This is a genomic window from Hyphomicrobium sp. ghe19, from assembly GCF_902712875.1.
Classification (GTDB): Bacteria; Pseudomonadota; Alphaproteobacteria; order Rhizobiales; family Hyphomicrobiaceae; genus Hyphomicrobium_B.
Window position 1 is genome coordinate 4,396,900 of the sequence record NZ_LR743509.1, and the last position, 18,592, is coordinate 4,415,491.

The 18,592-nt window shown below is 61.5% G+C and carries 17 protein-coding genes; 3 read left to right on the plus strand and 14 right to left on the minus strand.

The window, feature by feature from the left end; genetic code table 11:
• Nucleotides 1-33 precede the first annotated feature (33 nt).
• The 3 genes from fabI (at nt 34) to AACL53_RS20935 (ending at nt 2,194) form a co-directional block, all read left to right on the plus strand.
• Nucleotides 34-903 (plus strand): enoyl-ACP reductase FabI, encoded by an 870-nt coding sequence (gene fabI, locus AACL53_RS20925; protein WP_339086573.1) that lies wholly within the window; start codon nt 34-36, stop codon nt 901-903.
• A gap of 50 nt (nt 904-953) precedes the next feature.
• A complete protein-coding gene (locus AACL53_RS20930; protein ID WP_339086575.1) occupies nt 954-1,799 on the plus strand; it encodes a glutamate racemase in 846 nt (281 codons plus the stop codon).
• 134 nt (nt 1,800-1,933) lie between these two features.
• Nucleotides 1,934-2,194 (plus strand): hypothetical protein, encoded by a 261-nt coding sequence (locus AACL53_RS20935; protein ID WP_339086577.1) that lies wholly within the window; start codon nt 1,934-1,936, stop codon nt 2,192-2,194.
• A 94-nt stretch (nt 2,195-2,288) separates the two neighbouring features.
• Here the strand turns inward: AACL53_RS20935 and pnp are convergent, their stop codons facing one another.
• The 14 genes from pnp to AACL53_RS21005 all read right to left on the minus strand — a co-directional run bounded on the left by pnp (nt 2,289) and on the right by AACL53_RS21005 (nt 18,581).
• Nucleotides 2,289-4,496: a polyribonucleotide nucleotidyltransferase gene (gene pnp / locus AACL53_RS20940; protein WP_339086578.1), complete on the minus strand. Its 2,208-nt coding sequence runs from the start codon at nt 4,494-4,496 to the stop codon at nt 2,289-2,291.
• A gap of 171 nt (nt 4,497-4,667) precedes the next feature.
• Nucleotides 4,668-4,949, minus strand: a complete 282-nt coding sequence (rpsO, locus tag AACL53_RS20945; protein ID WP_339086580.1) for a 30S ribosomal protein S15 — start codon at nt 4,947-4,949, stop codon at nt 4,668-4,670.
• Nucleotides 4,950-5,150: 201 nt separating this feature from the next.
• Complete coding sequence (truB, locus tag AACL53_RS20950) at nt 5,151-6,071, minus strand: tRNA pseudouridine(55) synthase TruB (protein WP_339086581.1); 921 nt, start codon at nt 6,069-6,071, stop codon at nt 5,151-5,153.
• A 44-nt stretch (nt 6,072-6,115) separates the two neighbouring features.
• Nucleotides 6,116-6,520: a 30S ribosome-binding factor RbfA gene (gene rbfA, locus AACL53_RS20955; RefSeq protein ID WP_339086582.1), complete on the minus strand. Its 405-nt coding sequence runs from the start codon at nt 6,518-6,520 to the stop codon at nt 6,116-6,118.
• A 15-nt stretch (nt 6,521-6,535) separates the two neighbouring features.
• Nucleotides 6,536-7,087 (minus strand): YcxB family protein, encoded by a 552-nt coding sequence (locus AACL53_RS20960; RefSeq protein ID WP_339086583.1) that lies wholly within the window; start codon nt 7,085-7,087, stop codon nt 6,536-6,538.
• 144 nt (nt 7,088-7,231) lie between these two features.
• Nucleotides 7,232-10,009, minus strand: coding sequence for a translation initiation factor IF-2 (infB, locus tag AACL53_RS20965; protein WP_339086585.1), 2,778 nt, complete (start codon nt 10,007-10,009; stop codon nt 7,232-7,234).
• A gap of 18 nt (nt 10,010-10,027) precedes the next feature.
• Complete coding sequence (locus AACL53_RS20970; protein WP_339086586.1) at nt 10,028-10,720, minus strand: RNA-binding protein; 693 nt, start codon at nt 10,718-10,720, stop codon at nt 10,028-10,030.
• 33 nt (nt 10,721-10,753) lie between these two features.
• Nucleotides 10,754-12,412, minus strand: coding sequence for a transcription termination factor NusA (nusA, locus tag AACL53_RS20975; protein WP_339086587.1), 1,659 nt, complete (start codon nt 12,410-12,412; stop codon nt 10,754-10,756).
• A gap of 4 nt (nt 12,413-12,416) precedes the next feature.
• Nucleotides 12,417-13,055, minus strand: a complete 639-nt coding sequence (rimP, locus tag AACL53_RS20980) for a ribosome maturation factor RimP (RefSeq protein ID WP_339086588.1) — start codon at nt 13,053-13,055, stop codon at nt 12,417-12,419.
• 125 nt (nt 13,056-13,180) lie between these two features.
• Entirely contained in the window at nt 13,181-13,765 is a 585-nt protein-coding gene (gene trmB / locus AACL53_RS20985; RefSeq protein ID WP_339086589.1) for a tRNA (guanosine(46)-N7)-methyltransferase TrmB, read from the minus strand.
• 159 nt (nt 13,766-13,924) lie between these two features.
• On the minus strand, nt 13,925-15,130 hold the full coding sequence (metK, locus tag AACL53_RS20990; protein ID WP_339086591.1) for a methionine adenosyltransferase: 1,206 nt from the start codon (nt 15,128-15,130) through the stop codon (nt 13,925-13,927).
• 214 nt (nt 15,131-15,344) lie between these two features.
• On the minus strand, nt 15,345-15,812 hold the full coding sequence (locus AACL53_RS20995; protein WP_339087013.1) for a helix-turn-helix domain-containing protein: 468 nt from the start codon (nt 15,810-15,812) through the stop codon (nt 15,345-15,347).
• 112 nt (nt 15,813-15,924) lie between these two features.
• Nucleotides 15,925-17,550 carry an apolipoprotein N-acyltransferase gene (gene lnt / locus AACL53_RS21000; protein ID WP_339086593.1) on the minus strand — a complete coding sequence of 542 codons (1,626 nt, stop codon included), beginning with the start codon at nt 17,548-17,550 and terminating at the stop codon, nt 15,925-15,927.
• Nucleotides 17,550-18,581: a hemolysin family protein gene (locus AACL53_RS21005; RefSeq protein ID WP_339086594.1), complete on the minus strand. Its 1,032-nt coding sequence runs from the start codon at nt 18,579-18,581 to the stop codon at nt 17,550-17,552. The genes lnt and AACL53_RS21005 overlap by 1 nt, the downstream gene beginning before the upstream one ends.
• Between the last annotated feature and the right edge of the window lie 11 nt (nt 18,582-18,592).

Sequence of the window (18,592 nt, forward strand, 5' to 3'; positions counted from 1 at the left end):
GGGCGTACCTTTGGTGACAAAACGAGGCTTCCTATGACCGACTTCGATATCGCAAAGCCAGGCCCTTTGATGGCGGGCAAGCGCGGTCTTGTAATGGGGGTCGCCAACGATCGGTCGATCGCTTGGGGAATTGCGCGCGCTCTCGCGGGTCAAGGCGCCGAACTCGCCTTCACGTATCAGGGCGGCGCCTTCGGCCGCCGTGCTGCACCTCTCGCGCAATCGCTCGGTTCGAAAATCATCGAGGAATGCAACGTTCTCGATCTTGCAAGCGTCGACAATGTCTTCGCGCGCATCAAGGAAGAGTGGGGCGGCCTCGATTTCGTCGTTCACGCGCTCGCCTATTCCGATCCGAAGGAGCTTGCCGGGCGCTACGCCGATACCACCCGCGAGAACTTCATCAACTCCATGGTGATCTCGTGCTTCTCCTTCACTGAAATCTCGAAGCGCGCTGCGGCGTTGATGCCGAACGGCGGCTCGCTGATCACGCTCTCTTACGGCGGCGCGACGCGCTGGGTGCCGTCTTATAACGTCATGGGCGTTGCGAAGGCCGCGCTCGAGGCATCCGTCCGTTATCTTGCTGCCGATCTCGGACCGCAGGGCGTCCGCGTCAACGCGCTCTCCGCCGGTCCGATGCGCACGCTTTCGGGCGCCGGTGTTTCCGACGCGCGCGTGATCTTCAATTTCCAGCGCGATAACTCGCCGCTGCAGCGTACGCCAACCCTCGATGAGGTTGCGGGCTCGGCACTTTATCTGCTGTCGCCGATGTCCGGCGCGGTTACCGGCGAAGTCCATTTTGTCGATTGCGGCTATAACACCGTGTCGATGCCATCGCTTGAAGGCCTCAAGGAGCACGACACCGAGGGCAAGACAGCCAGCCGTTCGCCGTCCGCTGCTGCGGAGTGACATTTGGAGGCCGTTGACGTTCGCCAGCGGGCGTCGCAAACACTGCGGCCATGATCGGGGTATTTGATTCAGGTCTTGGCGGGTTGACCGTCCTTCGAGCGCTCGTCGAGCGATTCAAGACCGTCGATTTCGTCTATCTCGCCGATCACGCGCACGTCCCCTATGGCGACAGACCATCGGAAGACATCGTCGATTTTACGCGGGATTGCGTAGAGCAACTGTTCGCGCGCGGGGCCAAGCTCGCGCTGCTCGGCTGCAATACGGCGACGGCCGTCGCGCTTCGGCGCTTGCAGCAACAGTGGCTGCCGGAGAGCAAGTGGGCCAGCGCGCATAACGTCCTCGGTATCGTCGCCCCGACCGTCGAGGCTGCAACGCAGACGCCTTGGGCGGTGACGTCGCCGCAATATCCGCAGAAGTACAATACCGATACCATCGGCGTGTTCGGGACGACGCGGACGATCTCATCCGGCGTCTACGCGGAGGAGATCCGCAAGCGCTGTCCGAAGGTTACGGTCGTCCAGCAGATCTGCTCGGAGCTTGCGGGCGCAATCGAGAACAAACGTCCGCTGGCGGAGCTCGATGTGCTGGTCCGCGACGGCGTTGCCGGCCTCCTCGGTCAGACCGGGAATTTGCCGCCGCATCGCGCGATCCTCGGGTGCACACACTTTCCGCTCGTCGAACCTCTCTTCAGGAAATATCTCCCGCCGTTCACGCGCATTCTTTCGCAGCCCGAGGTCGTGGCCGACAGCTTCGAAGACTATCTCGCCCGCCGAACGAATTACCTGGACGGGGGTGAAGGCGGTACGCTGACGTTGTTGACAACCGGTGATCCGGACGAAGTGAGTGAAAAAGCACGCGTTTTCTGGCCAGAGGTGCCGCATTTCGCGAAAGCCTGACGCCGAGTTGCAACGCAGACACGGCATAGCTTCTCCGCCGTCACTGATCCGATGGCGGTCATTATCCTCTCCTGCTAGCGTCGCCGCGTAAAACTTGGCAGGAGGCCTTGCCTCCAGGGGAGAGGAGTAGCCGAATGGCTCGAAAACTTTCGCTCGTGGCAGCGATGGTGGCGGTGGGTGTGTTGTCCGCTGCGTCACAAGGCATTGCAGCGACAGGTGGATCTCTTGGCGCGCTCAAGGGCGTCGGGGCCGCACAATCAAGCGTCGAGAAAACGCACGGCTGGCACCGGACATGCCGCCGTGGACTCAACGGCTGGCATAAGCATGTGCCCGGCATCGGCCGCGTTCAGTGCACGAACCACGTCTGCAAGCACGGCAAGTGCTGGTGGTATTGATTGCATTCCTCTCAGTCGAGACACTCGAGTGACGAAAAAAAAAGCCGCCGGATCGATGATCCGGCGGCTTTATCAATTCTAGAAGTACGACGCCTTAGTTGCGTTCGCGACGCGGACCGCGCGAGCGATCGCCACCGCGTCCACCTTCGCGGCGCGGCGGACGGCTCTCGAACACTTCTTCCGGCTCGCCTTCGGCGCGCGGAATTTCCTGACCGGTTGCCTGATCGATGATCTTCATCGACAGGCGGGTCTTGCCGCGATCGTCGAAGCCCAGAAGTTTCACGTAAACTTCCTGGCCTTCCTTCACGACTTCGCCGACGGTCTCAGGACGTCCCTGTGACAGCTGCGAAATGTGGACGAGGCCGTCCTTCGAGCCGAAGAAGTTCACGAATGCGCCGAACTCCATGATCTTCACGACCTTGCCCTTGTAGATCTGGCCGACCTCAGGCTCGGACGTGATGCCGCGAATGCGGGCGAGTGCCTTTTCGATCGACTCGCGGTTGGCGGACGCGATTTTCACCGTGCCGTCGTCCTCGATGTCGATCTTGGCGCCCGACTCGGCGACGATCTCGCGGATGACCGAACCGCCGGAGCCGATGACTTCGCGGATCTTGTCGACCGGGATCTTGATGGTTTCGATGCGCGGCGCGTATTCGCCGAGCTCGGTGCGGGCACCTGTCAGCGCCTTCGACATTTCGCCGAGGATGTGGAGGCGACCCTCCTGCGCCTGATCGAGGGCGATCCGCATGATCTCTTCGGTGATGCCCGTGATCTTGATGTCCATCTGCAGCGACGTGACACCCTTATCGGTGCCGGCCACCTTGAAGTCCATGTCGCCGAGGTGATCTTCGTCGCCAAGGATGTCGGAAAGAACGACGTAGTCGTCGCCTTCCTTGATCAGACCCATCGCGATACCAGCGACCGGCGATTTCAACGGCACGCCCGCGTCCATCAGAGCGAGAGACGTACCGCAGACCGTTGCCATCGACGAGGAGCCGTTCGACTCGGTGATCTCCGAGACGACGCGCAGGGTGTAGGGGAACTCTTCCTGCGGCGGCAGCATCGGACGGATGGCTCGCCATGCAAGCTTACCGTGGCCGATTTCGCGGCGGCCAGGTGAACCCATACGGCCAACTTCGCCGACCGAGTATGGAGGGAAGTTGTAATGGAGCAGGAAGCGCTCTTTCTTCGTGCCTTCGAGGCTGTCGACGTACTGCTCGTCCTCACCGGTGCCGAGTGTCGCGACGACAAGCGCCTGCGTCTCGCCACGTGTGAAGAGCGCCGAACCGTGCGTGCGCGGAAGGACGTGAACTTCCGAAAGGATCGGGCGAACCGTTTTCAGGTCGCGTCCGTCGATGCGCCGCTTCGTCTTCAGGACGTCGCCACGCATGATGTCCATCTCGAGCGACTTGAACGCGTCGGTGAGAAGAACCTTCTCATCGGGGTTGTCGGGCGGAATGGAAACGCCTTCGGTGATCTGCTTCTTCGCCTGGGAAACGAGATCCTGGCGCTTGCCTTTTTCCTTCGTCGAGAACGCTTCCTTGAGGGTCGCTTCGGCGATGGTCTTGACCTGAGCGGCGTACTTCGCCTTGTCGGGGATCTTGATGTCCCACGGTTCCTTGGCGGCCTTCTCGGCGAGCTTGATGATCGCCTGAATGACCGGCTGCATGTGCTTGTGGCCGAACATCACGGCTTCGAGCATCTGCGACTCGGGCAGCTCCTTGGCTTCCGATTCGACCATCATCACCGCGTCGTTCGTGCCGGCGACGACGAGATCGAGGACGCTGTCCTTCATCTCATCGACCATCGGGTTCAGTACGAATTCGCCGTTGATCAGGCCGACACGCGCTCCGGCAATGGGGCCGAGGAACGGCAGGCCGGAAAGCGTCAACGCGGCTGAGGCCGCGACCATGCCGAGGATGTCTGGATCGTTCTCGAGGTCGTGCGAGAGGACGGTTACAACAACCTGCGTCTCGTTCTTGAAGCCTTCGACGAAGAGCGGGCGGATCGGACGGTCGATCAGGCGAGACGTCAGCGTCTCTTTCTCGCTCGGGCGGCCTTCGCGCTTGAAGTAGCCGCCAGGGATCTTACCGGCGGCGTAAGTGCGTTCCTGATAATTCACGGTCAGCGGGAAGAAATCGATTCCGGGCTTTGCAGACCGGGCGCCGACAACGGTCGCCAGCACAGTCGTATCGCCGTACTGCGCCATGACTGCGGCATCCGCCTGGCGGGCGTAGTGGCCGGTCTCGAGCTTCAGCTTGCGGCCACCCCAATCAATTTCGACGCGATGGATATCAAACATGTTCAATCTTTCGTTTTCGCTTTTCTGTTCGGTCGGTCAGCCCGCCGGCCTCATGCCGGACGAGCGCTATCGGCGGCCGGCGCAGTTAAGCGCCGGCGGCTTTCTTGTTTATCGATTCGTGTGACTGGCCATCGGCCTGTCCTGACTGAAGCGCTGAAATGAGCGCGCGAATTAACGGCGGATGCCGTTCTTCTCGATGATCTTCTGGTAACGAGCGTTGTCCTTGGCCTTGACGTAGTCAAGCAACTGCCGGCGCTGGCTGACCATCTTGAGAAGGCCGCGGCGCGAGTGGTTGTCTTTTTTGTGCATCTTGAAGTGCTCGGTCAGCTCGTTGATGCGATGGGTGAGCACCGCGATCTGAACTTCCGGCGAGCCGGTGTCGTTGGCCTTGGTTGCGCTGTCTTTGATGACGGCCGTCTTCGCCACACGCCTGTGTGGTGCTACCTGCGACATCGAATTCTCCTTTCGGATTTGGAGTTTGAATAAAGCGGCGCCAGCCGGGATGTCGTCCAGCGGGGTCGCAAACGAAAGCCGCGCGGAAACGGAGCCCGCGCGGATGGGCTACTTATTACACGAATGCCCGCCAAAGGCGAGTTTGAATTCGAGCATAAATCCTCAAGCGTCTTCAATACGTTAAGCCGATTTGACCTTTGGCTATCCGAGGTTGAAGACGCGTGTCGGGTGCAGCGCGCCCTTGGCGAGTTCTCCGAGCGCGACAAGCCGGCCCTTGGAGGTCGCGTAGGCGGGGCCCGACATAATCGGGGCATCGCGGCCTCGGATCAAAACGGTCTGGCCTCGTGCAAGTGTTGCTGCATCGCTCTGCGAGACGAGCAGCTCCGGCAGATCGGCGAGCGCCGACTCGACGGGAAGAAGGTATTTCAACACCTCATCGGGATCGCCCGACTCGGCGGCTGCTAGGAGCGTTTCCAGCGCCACCGCGCGGCCCTCGTCGAACGGACCGACCTGCGTCCGGCGCAGGGCGATAACGTGGCCGTAGCAACCCATGATCCGGCCCATGTCCCGCGCGAGCGCACGCACATAGGTGCCTTTGCCGCAGCGGGCTTCGAACACGCTTGTCGCGTCATCGGGCATATCGACGAGCGTCAGGCTGTCGATGAATACAGGGCGCGGCTCGAGCACGACCGTCTCGCCGCTGCGTGCAAGGTCATAGGCGCGCTCGCCGGCGATCTTGATGGCGGAATAAGCGGGCGGCTCCTGCATGATCTCGCCGTGGAAGCGCGGCAACAGCGCTTCGATGTCTGCGCGTGCCGGACGGTCGTCGCTGGTCTTCGTTATTTTGCCTTCGGTATCGTCGGTGTCGGTTTCGGCGCCCCAGCGAACCGTGAAGCGGTAGGCCTTTTCGCCGTCGACTGCGAACGAGACGGTCTTCGTTCCTTCGCCGAGCGCGATCGGAAGAATGCCTGTCGCCAGCGGATCCAACGTTCCCGAGTGCCCGGCCTTCTGCGCGTTGAACGCGCGTCGCACAGCGGCGACGGCCTGCGTCGATGTCATATTGATCGGCTTGTCGAGGACCAGCCAGCCGTTAACGGCGTTACCTTTTTTGCGTCGTGCCATCTTTTCTCTCAATGCTTCCTCCCATCAGGAATGGGAGAGAAGGTTCAATCTTTTTTTTCGACGTCGCGCCGAACTCGTTCGCTGTCGAGAAGGCGATCGATACGCGTCGCTTCCTCGAATGTTTCGTCTTCGCGGAAGCGCAAGTCCGGTGCGTAGCGCAGGTTCAGCGCCGCTGCGACTTCGGTCCGGATGAACTTCTTGTTTTTGGCCAGGGCCAGGATGACCGGGCGCACGTCGTTGCCGCCCAGCGGCATGACGTAAACCGTCGCCAGCTTGAGGTCCGGCGTGAGGCGAACTTCGGGGATGGTGATGACGTGCGATGCCAGTACGTCGTCGTGGATTTCGCCACGCGACAGCAGCTCCGAAAGTTTATGCCGGATAAGCTCGCCAATGCGCAGCATGCGCTGTGACGGCGCTTTCGCCGATGCTGTTTTGCTCTTCGATCGCATTGCTATTTTCCTCGCTCAGGCATCGCCGTCGGCTCCTAGCGATAGCGCTTCTGATAAATCGGCGAACGCGCGCATGTCAGCAACCGATTGAAAGGCGCGTAGCGGCACGATGACCGCGTTGCGCGGCGTCACGCACAGAAATACATGGGCCGGTGTGTCAATGACGCGGGCGATGCTTTTCCATTCGAGAATTCGCGCCGGCCGGCCGTCGCGAATTTTTAAATTGTCTTCCGAGATTTCGATCTCCGTATCCTCTGGGGGATACTCAGCTCGCGCGATGCGCCAGTGCGAGAGCAGCGTCAGCGCGAGGCTGAAAACCGCGAAGCCGATCGCTCCGGCGACGACCGAAAAAATGATATGGCTATAGCCGGCGAGTGTCTCCGGCACGAGGCCTTCGAGTTGCTCGCCGAAAACCGCGAGCGCCATGCCGCAAGCGAAGATCGTGGCAAAGAATGCGAGCGCGCCGGATCGCGTGAGTTCGCGCGGCAGACGCTCGTACGCCGCGATATCATCGCGCGTCAGGCGGAATGTCAGCCGCAGAGGCAGCTTAATCGTCAGATCTGTCATGTTCCGACCGCCGCAGGATGGGACCGCGCGCGGCCTCTTTCATTGGAATTGAACAAACACTTCGGCTCAGAGAGCGAAGCAAGCGTGGTGGTCAACGAAGCAACGCCGCGCGGGAAGCTCCCGCACGGCGGCTTACGTGGACGATTAGAGCGTTCTCGCGATCGTTTCGACCTGGAAGCACTCGATCTGGTCGCCTTCGCGGATGTCCTGGTAGTTCGCGAAGGACATGCCGCATTCCTGACCGGCGGTGACTTCTTTGACGTCGTCCTTGAAGCGCTTGAGTATTGAAAGCGTGCCTTCGTGGATGACGACGTTGTCGCGCAGCAGGCGAACCTTGGCGCCGCGCTCGACCTTGCCTTCGGTGACGACGCAACCGGCGACCTTGCCAGCCTTCGTGATGGTGAAGACCTGCTTGATCGTGGCGTAGCCGAGGAAGATTTCGCGCTTCGTCGGAGCCAAAAGACCCGACATCGCCGCCTTCACTTCATCCACGAGATCGTAGATGATATTGTAATAGCGGATCTCGACGCCCTGAGCATCGGCGGCCTGCTTCGCCTGCGCGTTGGCGCGGACGTTAAAGCCGATGACGACGGCCTTCGCCGCAGCTGCCAGTGCGATATCGGATTCGGTGATGCCGCCGACGCCCGAATGCACGAGGCGCGCTTCGACTTCGTCGTTGCCGACTTTCTTCAAAGCGCCAACGATGGCTTCGAGCGAACCCTGCACGTCGCCCTTGACGACAAGCGGGAATTCCTTGCGGCCAGCGTCCTTGAGCTGCTGCATCATCTGCTCGAGCGAGCTCTTCGTACCGGCCGATCCCAAGGTCTCGCGACGCTTTCTGACACGGTAGTCGGTCAGTTCGCGGGCGCGTGCCTCGTTCTCGACGACGGCGAATTGATCACCGGCTTCCGGAGCCGAGTCGAAGCCCAAGACTTCGACAGGAACCGAAGGTCCGGCGGTTGCGATATTGGCGCCGTGGTCATTAAGAAGCGCGCGAACGCGTCCCCATGCCATGCCGGCGACGATGATGTCGCCAACGTGCAGCGTGCCGCGTTGAACGAGGACGGTGCCGACAGGGCCACGACCGCGCTCGAGCTTTGCTTCGATGACGACGCCTTCAGCCGTTCGCGCCGGGTTGGCACGGAGGTCGAGGATTTCCGCCTGCAGATGGATCGCTTCCAACAACTTGTCGAGGTTGGTGCGCTTCAGCGCGGACACCGGAATTTCGAGCGTGTCGCCGCCCATGCTTTCGACGACGATCTCGTGCGAAAGCAGTTCGGTGCGGACGCGGTTCGGGTCGGCCTGCGGTTTGTCGATCTTGTTGATCGCAACGATGATCGGCACCTTGGCGGCCTTGGCGTGATTGATCGCCTCGACCGTCTGCGGCATGACGCCGTCATCGGCTGCGACGACAAGCACGACGATGTCGGTCACCTTCGCGCCGCGTGCACGCATGGCCGTGAAGGCTTCGTGGCCTGGCGTGTCGATGAACGTGATCTTGTCGCCGTTTGGCGCCGTGACCTGATAGGCACCGATGTGCTGCGTGATGCCACCGGCTTCACCGGACACGACGTTCGTCGAGCGGATCGCGTCGAGCAACGACGTTTTGCCGTGGTCGACGTGGCCCATGATCGTGACGACAGGCGCGCGATGTTCGAGGGCGATATCGTCGCCTTCCTTGTCGCCGACGAAACCGATTTCGACGTCGGCTTCCGAGACGCGCTTCGGCGTATGACCGAACTCTTGAACGAGGAGCTCGGCCGTATCCGCGTCCAGCACGTCGGTGATCTTATGCATCGCGCCTTGCTGCATCAGATACTTGATGAGATCGACGGCGCGCTCGGCCATACGGTTCGACAATTCCTGAATGGTGATGGCCTCAGGAATGATGACCTCGCGCGAGATCTTCTCGCGGGTCTGCTGAATGCCCATCGCCTTGAGCTTTTCTTTCTCGCGCTTGCGCTTGAGAGAGGCGAGCGAGCGAACCTGGGCTTCGCGGTCGAAGTTCGTGATCGTGAGCTTCTGACGCTGACGGCCATCGTCCTGAACCTTGACGGCCGGACGCGCGATTTTCACGCCGCCGGGGCCGCGTTTGCCGCGATCGTCTTCTTCGACCTGCTGGCGAGCAACGGGCGGACGTGCGGGACGCGTCGGCTTTTCGATCGTCGTCGAATCTGCAGCGGGAGCACCGCGGCGTGCGGGCGTCGGCAGCTCGATTTCGCGCGGGCGACCGGCTTCACCACGCGGCATGAATGCCGTGTTGGCCGACGGACGATTTGGCGTTCTCTGGAATGGCGGACGGCCACCCTCTCCGCGCGGCGATGACGACGGACCGGAGTCGCGACGATATTCACGCTGCGGAGCGTTTTGTTCGCGCGCAACCGGTGCAGACGGCGCCGGCGACGCGGGCTGCGAAGGTGCAGTCGCTGCTGCCGCAGGAGGTGGTGCAGCGGCGGCAGCGGGTGCGGGCTCCCTTTGTGCTGGCTGGGCCGGAGCCTCGGCGCGGGGCTGCGGCTCGGGCGGCCGCGGAACCGGTTCGAAACGGATCGGCTCGACTTCGGCGGCGCGATTTGGTTCGTCGGCGCGGGCGGCGGCAAGCGCGCGTTCGCGTGCGGCGCGTTCCTCGTTGGAGAGGACGCGGCCAGCGGATCGCTCGTTTGCATTCGGCTGATTCTGGGGCGACGGCGGCGGAATTCTCGAGGGCGGCGTTGGCCGCTCGATCGTTTCGGTCGCTGCCGGTGAGTTGGGCTCCGCTTCTGTGCCGAGCCTGCGTGTTTTCTTCTTTTCGACCACGACGGATTTGGACCGCCCGTGGCTGAAGTTCTGCCGCACATGGCCAGACTCGACCGTTCGCTGCAGCGACAGCGGCTTGCGCGCTCCGACCCGGATGGTCTTATCGGTCTGGTCGTTCGAATCCGTCATGCGTTATCCGTTCAGCCTTCAGCTAGATAGTTCAGAAATTTCGCCGGCGGCCACTGGGGTGGCCTCAATCGCAGATGACCGGTAGCGCAGAAGCCGCTCCGCTTCTTCCAGAAACCGATCAGACAGTCCTCCGGGTGTGAGGGCAGCATGTACCACACTTCCGCGGCCAATGGCCAAGCTCATTTGCGCAATGGTCAGAACATCGACAATTGCGGCAGGAGCGCCCCGGCTGGCCTGAATGGCCTTGTATTTTCGATCAATTTTACTTCGTCCGTCCAAGGCCGCATCGGAGCCATGGAGTATCGCTCTTACTGGCTTCTTCTCGAGCGCGGCATAAATTTTTTCAAATCCGGCGATAACGTTGCCCGCTTTATTGGCGAGGGATAGCATTCCCGCAACGCGCTTAACGATAAGATCATCTACGCGTTCTGCAAGATCTACCGGGGCTTCCGCCTTCATTTTAAGGCTTTTTGAAAAGGCGTGTGTCGAAACAGCCTTTTCGATTAGGCCCCGTTCGCAGCCGACCCAGACGCCGCGGCCCGGCAAACGCCGGTCGAGATCCGGGACGATTATGCCGTCCGGCGACAAAGCGAAGCGGATCAGGTTCTCCGGATCAAGGGCTTGGCGCGTGACGGCGCACAACCGCTCGGAACCCGGGACGGAGCCTTGCTCCGTCCGATCCCGTGTAGGCCGATTTTGCCGTTTTGCCATCACGCCTGTTTGTTGCCTCTCCGGACATTCCCGTTAGCCTTCGACGCCGACGCTGCCGGTATCGGCAGCTTCGGTTTCGTCGTCGCCAGCGGGCTTTTCGAGATCTTCAGCCTTGATCCAGCCCGCGTGGACGCGAGCCGCCATGATCATGTTTTCGACGTCGGTCCGCGACAGCTCGAACCCGTCCAGGAAGCCTGCGTGACGCGCGTCGCCGTCCTTGTCCTTTTCTTTGTCCTTGTCCTTGTCCTTCTTGCGCTCGGTCCAGCCGATGAGTTCATCGGTCGCGCAGTCGGCAAAATCTTCGACGGTCTTGATGCCGTTTTCACCGAGCGCGACCATCATCGCGGTCGTGATGCCCGGAATCTCGGCCAACTCGTCGGCGACTCCAAGCTCACGGCGCTTCGCGTCGCGATCAGCTTCCTGCTGCTCGAGATATTCGCGGGCGCGGCTTTGAATCTGCTCGGCCGTGTTCTCGTCGAAACCTTCGATGTGCGCGATTTCGGCGATATCGACGTAAGCGACTTCCTCGATCGTCGCGAAGCCTTCGGTCACGAGAAGCTGAGCGATGACCTCGTCGACGTCGAGCGAATCCATGAGAAGCTGCGTACGCTCGGCGAATTCCTTCTGCCGGCGTTCGCTTTCTTCCTGCTCGGTCAGAATGTCGATGTCCCAGCCGGTCAATTGCGATGCCAAGCGCACGTTCTGGCCGCGGCGGCCGATCGCGAGCGAGAGCTGGGCTTCAGGAACGACGACCTCGATGCGATTTGAATCTTCGTCGAGCACGACCTTGGTGACTTCAGCGGGCGCGAGCGCGTTGACGATGAAGCTCGCCGCGTCCGGGTTCCATTGAATGATGTCGACCTTCTCGCCCTGCAGTTCGTTCACAACGGCCTGCACACGAGCGCCGCGCATACCGACGCAAGCGCCGACGGGATCGATGGAGGAATCCTTCGAGATAACTGCGATTTTCGCGCGGCTTCCCGGATCGCGGGCAACCGACTTGATCTCGACGACGCCGTCGTAGATCTCGGGGACTTCGGCGCGGAACAGCATCGACATGAATTCGGGGCGCGCGCGCGTCAGAAAGATCTGCGGGCCGCGCTGTTCACGGCGGACTTCGTAGATGTAGGCGCGGATGCGATCGCCCAGGCGAACGTTTTCGCGCGGGATCATTTCGTCGCGACGGATAATGCCTTCGGCGCGGCCGAGATCGACGATGACGTTGCCGTATTCAACACGCTTTACGGTGCCGTTGATGACGTCGCCGCTGCGGTCCTTGTATTCGGAGAACTGGCGGTCACGTTCGGCTTCGCGGACCTTCTGGACGATGACCTGCTTGGCATTCTGAGCCGCGACGCGGCCGAATTCCAAGGGGGGCAGCGTTTCGGCAATCATGTCACCGGCTTTGGCATCCGGGTTGCGCTTCTTGGCGTCCTGGACGTTGATCTGCGTCGCGTCATTCTCGACTTCGTCGACGACGGCGAGGACGCGGGTCAGCTTTGCTTCGCCAGTCTTCGGGTCGATCTCGCAGCGGATGTCGTTCTCGGCGCCGTAGCGCGACTTCGCGGCCTTCTGGATGGCGTCTTCCATCGCCTCGATGACAATCTTTTTGTCGATCGTCTTTTCGCGGGCGACGGCATCTGCAATTTGCAGAAGCTCGAGCCGGTTGGCACTGATGCCTGCCATGGCCATAGGGTCAATCCTCCAGGTCGTCTTCGTCGAGTTCGGCGCCGTCACCGGGCCGGATGGAATGGCGCTCTTTGGCGCGCTGTAGTGCTTCGCGAATAAGTTCGTCCGTCAGAACCAGTTTCGCGTCGGATATCAAATGAACCGGCAGGCCGAGGTGCTGAACGCCATGCTCGCCGGTATCGGTTTTGATCCGGACTTCGCCGTCCTCGAATCCTTCGAGCACGCCCTTGAACCTTTTACGACCGTCGATCGCTTCATTGAGTTCAATCTTGGCTTCGTGACCCGACCAATCCTCGAAGTCGCTCGGGCGAACGAGCGGGCGGTCGATGCCGGGCGATGAAACTTCGAGGCGATAGGCGCCGGAAACCGGGTCGTTGACATCGAGCACCGGCGAAAGAGCTTTCGAGATCGCTTCGCAGTCATCGACGTTGATCGAGCCGTCGGGGCGTTCCGCCATGAGCTGGACGGTGCGGTCACGGCCTTCGCCCTGAATCTTCACGCGGACCAACCGGAAGCCGAGATCTTCGAGAACGGGTTCGACAACAGCTGCAACGTCTGCTGCAAGACCTGTCTCGCGCAGAAAGCGGCCGGTATCGGAATCCTGTTCCGACGGCTGACCCGAGCTATTGGCGATGGTATCCTGCAAAGGCGTTCCCGAGATTAAAGTTCGTCCGGAGCGGGCCTTGCGGTCCACTCTCTATCGGATCGACGTGTTATTGGAATGACTGCTAAATAGGCGAGATCTCGCCTTTGTGCAAGGCTCGGTTGCCGCTATCGACGTAGAAAGCGGAAATAATAGCGCCGACGGCCTTCCCGCACCGCCTTTGCCTCGTAGCGCGTTTCCGGCCAGTCGAGCGGGCGGTCGCGCCAGTCCGCGGGGGTCGCTGCCTGCCATGCAAAGGCCGGTTCCGTCGCAAAAGCTTCAAGCATCGTGCGCGCATAGTCGCCGATATCGGTGCCGATGCGCAGTTCGGCGCCCGGCCGCATGACGCGTGCCAAAAGTTTCAGCAGGGAAGAATTAACCAGTCGGCGCTTTCGATGCTTTCGCTTCGGCCAGGGGTCGGGGAAGAGGATAAAGGCGCGATCGATCGAGCTAGGAGCGACGGACTTCAGAATTTCGCGCACGTCGCCCATGTGGACGCGCACGTTCTCCAAGTTTTCGGAGGTGACGGCAGTCAGGACCTTGATGACGCCGTCCTCGAAGGGTTCGCAGCCGATCAGCGCAACGTCGCGGTTCTGGCGGGCTTGCCAGAGAAGGTGCTCACCGCCGCCGAATCCGATTTCGAGCCAATGCTGCCGGAAGCCTTCCGGCAGCTTCGCCGGGTCAAACGAAAACCGGGGCAGATCTTCGCTCAACAGGGAAGCTTGGCGCGCGCTCGGCTTTCGTCCGCGCCTTCGTCCAAATGATCTCAATTCGTGGTCGTCGGCCGGCATTTGCGCGCTACATCACATCAAAAAGGAAAGGCGGCCGTTTGCGCAGCCGCCTTTGAATCTCACGGGCCCGGCTCGTTCGCGTCAGGAAACGGCCTTGGCGATCTTGGCGGCAAGGTCCGTTTTCTCCCACGAGAAGCCGCCGTCCTTTTCGGCCGGGCGGCCGAAATGACCGTACGCGGAGGTGCGGGCATAGATCGGCTTGTTGAGATCGAGATGGCTGCGAATGCCGCGCGGCGTCAGATCCATGACTTCGCCGAGCACCTTCTCGATCACGGCTTCATCGACTTTGCTCGTGCCGTAGGTATCGACGTAAATCGACAGAGGCTTGGCGACGCCGATGGCATACGACAGCTGGATCGTGCAGCGATCCGCAATGCCGGACGCAACGACGTTCTTGGCGAGATAGCGCGCCGCGTACGCTGCCGAGCGGTCAACCTTCGTCGGATCTTTACCCGAGAATGCGCCGCCGCCGTGGGGCGCTGCGCCGCCGTAGGTGTCGACGATGATCTTGCGGCCGGTGAGCCCAGTGTCGCCATCAGGGCCGCCGATGAAGAATTTTCCGGTCGGGTTGATGTGCCATTCGGTGTCTTTGCTGATCCAACTGTCGGGGAGCGCCGCGCGGACGAAAGGCTCGACAATGTCGCGAACTTGGCGCGAGGTCAGGTCTTCGACGACATGCTGGTGCGAAACGACGATCTGCGTGACGCCGACGGGCTTGCCGTTCTCATAGCGAACGGTCACTTGGCTCTTGGCGTCCGGTCCGAGCTTGGCGGCATCGCCCTGCTTGGCTTTACGGGCGACTGCGAGGTCGCGCAAAATGTTGTGTGCGTAGTAGATCGGCGCCGGCATCAATTCCGGCGTCTCGTTGCAGGCGTATCCGAACATGATGCCCTGATCGCCAGCGCCTTCTTCCTGGTTCGTCGGCTGCTTGGCGTCGACGCCGGCTGCGATATCGGCCGACTGGGAATGCAGCAGAACTTCGATATTGCAGTTCGCCCAGTGGAAGCCTTCCTGCTCGTAGCCGATATCCTTGATGGCTTTGCGCGTGAGGTCCTGGATGGCGGCGACGGTCACGCCTTTGGGGCCGCGCGATTCACCGGCGATGATGACGCGATTTGTGGTCGCCATCGTTTCGCATGCGGCGCGGATGCCCCAGGGGTCGAGACCTTCCTTGGCGCCTTCGCGATAGAACGCGTCGACGACTTCATCGGAAATGCGATCGCAGACTTTGTCCGGGTGACCTTCAGAGACGGATTCACTCGTGAATAGGAAGGACTTGCGCGCCACTGTGGCCCCCGTGTTGAGAAATTAGGTCTCGGCGATCGTTGCCAGATGTCTTCAATGTCGGCGATGCCGGCCGCTTGAAAAGCGCCGGTTTGTCGCAATCTTGGTGGGTTCGGTCAAGCCAGCGCGTGCAGCTGCTTGCTAAACAGGCCGCGACCTAGCGACCCTTCTGCCAAACCGGAGGCTCCGCCGAATATCGAAGTGCTCAAGCTTCGCTTCAGCTTTCTTCGCCGGCCAGCGCGCGAACGAGATCGACGATCGAGCGGCGCACCTTCGGTTCGGTGATCCGCGCGAAGGCTTTGTTCAGTTCGAGCCCTTCGCGCGTGCCAAGAAAGTCGACGACATAGCTCTCGCCGGGCTGGGTCTCAGCAAAGCCAGGCATCTGAACACTTGCAGCGTGGGCGCCCAGCGGTGCCTCGTCATAGAAGAACTGCACCGGCACGCCGAGAACGCGGGCGAGATCGAACAGCCGGCTCGCGCCGATGCGGTTGACGCCCTTCTCGTATTTTTGAACTTGCTGGAATGTGAGACCGAGATGTTCGCCAAGTTTCTCCTGGCTCATCCCGAGAAGCATGCGCCGCAGTCTCACGCGTGAGCCGACATGGACGTCCATCGGATTAGCGCGACGAGAACCTTTCGGCGTTTCTTCGCTTGTGTCGTCTTCGATAGATATTTCGTTCACCATCACGCGTACAGCCACCAGTTCCCATCGAGAAAGGCTCTGCACTTCCTAGGTGCACGGGAGACGGGCGTCAATGTTTGACCGCCTCCGCGACAAGTTGACTTCAACACTTTGATTAACGGCCATTTTTCCGAAGTCGGAAAGCGGCGCTTGCGAAAGCTGCCAGAATGAGCGCCAAGGTCCAGTCGCCAAGCCTTGCGTACAGAGGCGGAGATATTGCCTCCGGCAGGGCGCTGTCGATCTGACCCCGCACGTTCAATCCCAGCGATTGGAGCGTGCGTCCATAGGGGTCGACAACGCTGGAAATGCCATTATTCGCGGCCCTTACGAGGGGGACGCCCTCCTCCACTGCGCGAATGCGCGACTGGTGGAAATGCTGGTAGGGGCCGGTTGATTCGCCGAACCAGCCATCATTCGTGACGTTCATCAGAACGCCCGGCCTCTGGCTTCCCTGGACGATGTTGCCTGGAAAGAGGGCCTCGTAGCAGACGAGGCCCAAGGTGGGCGGCAGGCCCGGGATCGTCATCAGCGGCCGGGGCTCCCGGCCGACCGCAAACGAACCGCGGCCATGCGTGAGCTTTTGGATGCCGACCTTAGACAGCGCGGCCTCCAAGGGCACATATTCGCCGAATGGGACCAAATTGATCTTGTCGTAGGTCGCCAGCGGTTCGGCGCGCTCGTTCAAGACCAGGATGCTGTTCAGCGCCCGGGCATCGGGTGCCGCGGCCGTGCCGGGGGCGGGTGACGGGTCATGGCGGAGGGCACCCGTGATGAGCGTCGTTCCCGGAGGCAGGATATTCGCCAGAATGTCGAGGGCGACCGGTGCTTCCAGCGGGAAGAAGGGCATCGCCGCTTCCGGCCAGATGAGGTGCGTGATGCCCTGCAGCGAATCCTTTTCTCCCGCCGGGTTTTCGAGCGAGAGCGCGATGTGATCGTCGAAGATGCGGCGCTGAAATTCCGACATCCATTTTTCGCGCTGGGGAACGCTCGGCTGAACGATCCGGAGCTTTACATCGGGCACAAACGCTTGCGGCGCCTCTAATCGCCAGAGGCCATAGGCGAGGAGGAGGCCTATGGGCACCGCTGCAAGCGCTGCGGCGTCGACGATCTTCCGCAGCGAAAGCGGGCCGCGGCTGTCGCCGAGTGCCACGAGAGGTGCCGGAAACACGAACAGCGCGATTGCGGTCAGCCCGTAGGCGCCGAAGAGCGCCGCGCTCTGCATCAGTGGGAGAGGGTACGTCAGCGCATAACCGACGAGGTCCCAGGGGAACCCGGTCAGGATATGTCCACGCAGCCATTCTGCAAGGCTAAGCGTTATGGCGAAGACGAAAACGCGGCCGATGCCTTCGCACCAGAAGACGCGTGCGGCTGCGGCGGCGAGCCCCCAGAACAGCGCAAGCCCCGCGGGTAATAGAGTCACCGCGAACGGCAGGAGCCACGCGAACTTGTCGGCTTCCACAAGGAAGGCTTCGCCGATCCAGAAAAGATTGAAAAAGAAATAGCCGAAACCGAACGCCCAACCCGCCGTGAATGCGCGACGCCAATTGGCGCTGCCGTCGATGAGCCAGACGAAGACGGGCAGCGTCAGGAAAAGAATCGGGAAAGCGAAAATCGGCGCGAATGACAGCGCCGAAAGGCCGCCAGCAACAAAGGCTGCGAGCATTTGCCGCCAGCCGCGAAGCGTCGTGATCCTGGAGCGAATGCCCGAGATCGCTCGTGGATTTGCGATTGTGGCGTCCATCACGCCTTCGGCGTTTCAGGCAATGACTTCGTGTTGGTGACGGGCGCGCGCGGCGGATGGACCTTTAGTTTTTTCACGCGCCGGGGATCGGCATCGAGCACTTCGAACTCAACACCTGTCGGGTGACGGATGAGCTCGCCGCGGGCCGGGACGCGCCCCAGCATCGAGAAGATCAAACCGCCGATCGTATCGACTTCGGTCTCTTCATCATCGGGCACCAGCTTCACGCCGAGATGCTTCTCAAGCTCTTCAATCGGCGTGCGGGCGACCGCGACGATGCCGAGCTTCGGATCGACGACGATATTCGTTTCTTCATCATCGTCGTGCTCGTCTTCGATGTTGCCGACGACCTGTTCGATCAGATCCTCGATCGTGACGAGACCATCGGTGCCGCCGTACTCGTCGACGACGAGGGCCATGTGGATGCGCGTCGACTGCATGCGAATGAGCAGATCGACTGCCGGCATCGATGGCGGCACATACAGGATCTGCCGGCGTATCTTGACCGACGTGATGGGCCGGCTGAGATCGACGCTTCTCAGATCGAACAGATGAGCCGCGGGCTTCTCGGCCTCCGGGTCGGTTTTGGTATTTTTGACGGGCTGCCCCGTCGCCTCCGCCATCAACCAGCGAAGCACATCCTTGATGTGAATCATGCCGCGCGGATCGTCGAGCGTTTCGCGGAAGAGCGGTATGCGCGAGACGCCGGCCTCGTTGAATGTCTGAAGGAGCTCGGAGATCGGCTCGTCCTCGTCGAGGGCGGTGATATCCGCGCGCGGGATCATCAGCGACGCGACGCGGCTCGAGCCGAAGCGCAGGAGCCGTTCGAGCATTTTGCGTTCGGCGTCGGTGAAGTTCGCCGACGTGCCGGTCCTCAGTGCGCCCTCGAGCGCGTCGCGGACGTTCTGGGGCACGACAAGGCCAAGCTTGGCGCGGACCGTCTGGAGCCAGCCGTGCGGACCGAAGGATCGACTGTCGTCGTCTAGGGTGTCGGACACTGTCTTATGCTGTGTGTTGTCGGTCATGGCCATGGGGGGAAGTC

Bases quoted from the DNA above. Each gene is read 5' to 3' on its own strand.
- nusA (WP_339086587.1), bottom strand. From the start codon at position 12,412: ATGGCCATGGCAGGCATCAGTGCCAACCGGCTCGAGCTTCTGCAAATT.
- pnp (WP_339086578.1), bottom strand. From the start codon at position 4,496: ATGTTTGATATCCATCGCGTCGAAATTGATTGGGGTGGCCGCAAGCTG.
- AACL53_RS20995 (WP_339087013.1), bottom strand. From the start codon at position 15,812: ATGGTGAACGAAATATCTATCGAAGACGACACAAGCGAAGAAACGCCG.
- infB (WP_339086585.1), bottom strand. From the start codon at position 10,009: ATGACGGATTCGAACGACCAGACCGATAAGACCATCCGGGTCGGAGCG.
- rbfA (WP_339086582.1), bottom strand. From the start codon at position 6,520: ATGCGATCGAAGAGCAAAACAGCATCGGCGAAAGCGCCGTCACAGCGC.
- AACL53_RS20930 (WP_339086575.1), top strand. From the start codon at position 954: ATGATCGGGGTATTTGATTCAGGTCTTGGCGGGTTGACCGTCCTTCGA.
- truB (WP_339086581.1), bottom strand. From the start codon at position 6,071: ATGGCACGACGCAAAAAAGGTAACGCCGTTAACGGCTGGCTGGTCCTC.
- AACL53_RS20960 (WP_339086583.1), bottom strand. From the start codon at position 7,087: ATGACAGATCTGACGATTAAGCTGCCTCTGCGGCTGACATTCCGCCTG.
- AACL53_RS21005 (WP_339086594.1), bottom strand. From the start codon at position 18,581: ATGGCCATGACCGACAACACACAGCATAAGACAGTGTCCGACACCCTA.
- lnt (WP_339086593.1), bottom strand. From the start codon at position 17,550: ATGGACGCCACAATCGCAAATCCACGAGCGATCTCGGGCATTCGCTCC.
- AACL53_RS20935 (WP_339086577.1), top strand. From the start codon at position 1,934: ATGGCTCGAAAACTTTCGCTCGTGGCAGCGATGGTGGCGGTGGGTGTG.
- AACL53_RS20970 (WP_339086586.1), bottom strand. From the start codon at position 10,720: ATGGCAAAACGGCAAAATCGGCCTACACGGGATCGGACGGAGCAAGGC.
- rpsO (WP_339086580.1), bottom strand. From the start codon at position 4,949: ATGTCGCAGGTAGCACCACACAGGCGTGTGGCGAAGACGGCCGTCATC.
- fabI (WP_339086573.1), top strand. From the start codon at position 34: ATGACCGACTTCGATATCGCAAAGCCAGGCCCTTTGATGGCGGGCAAG.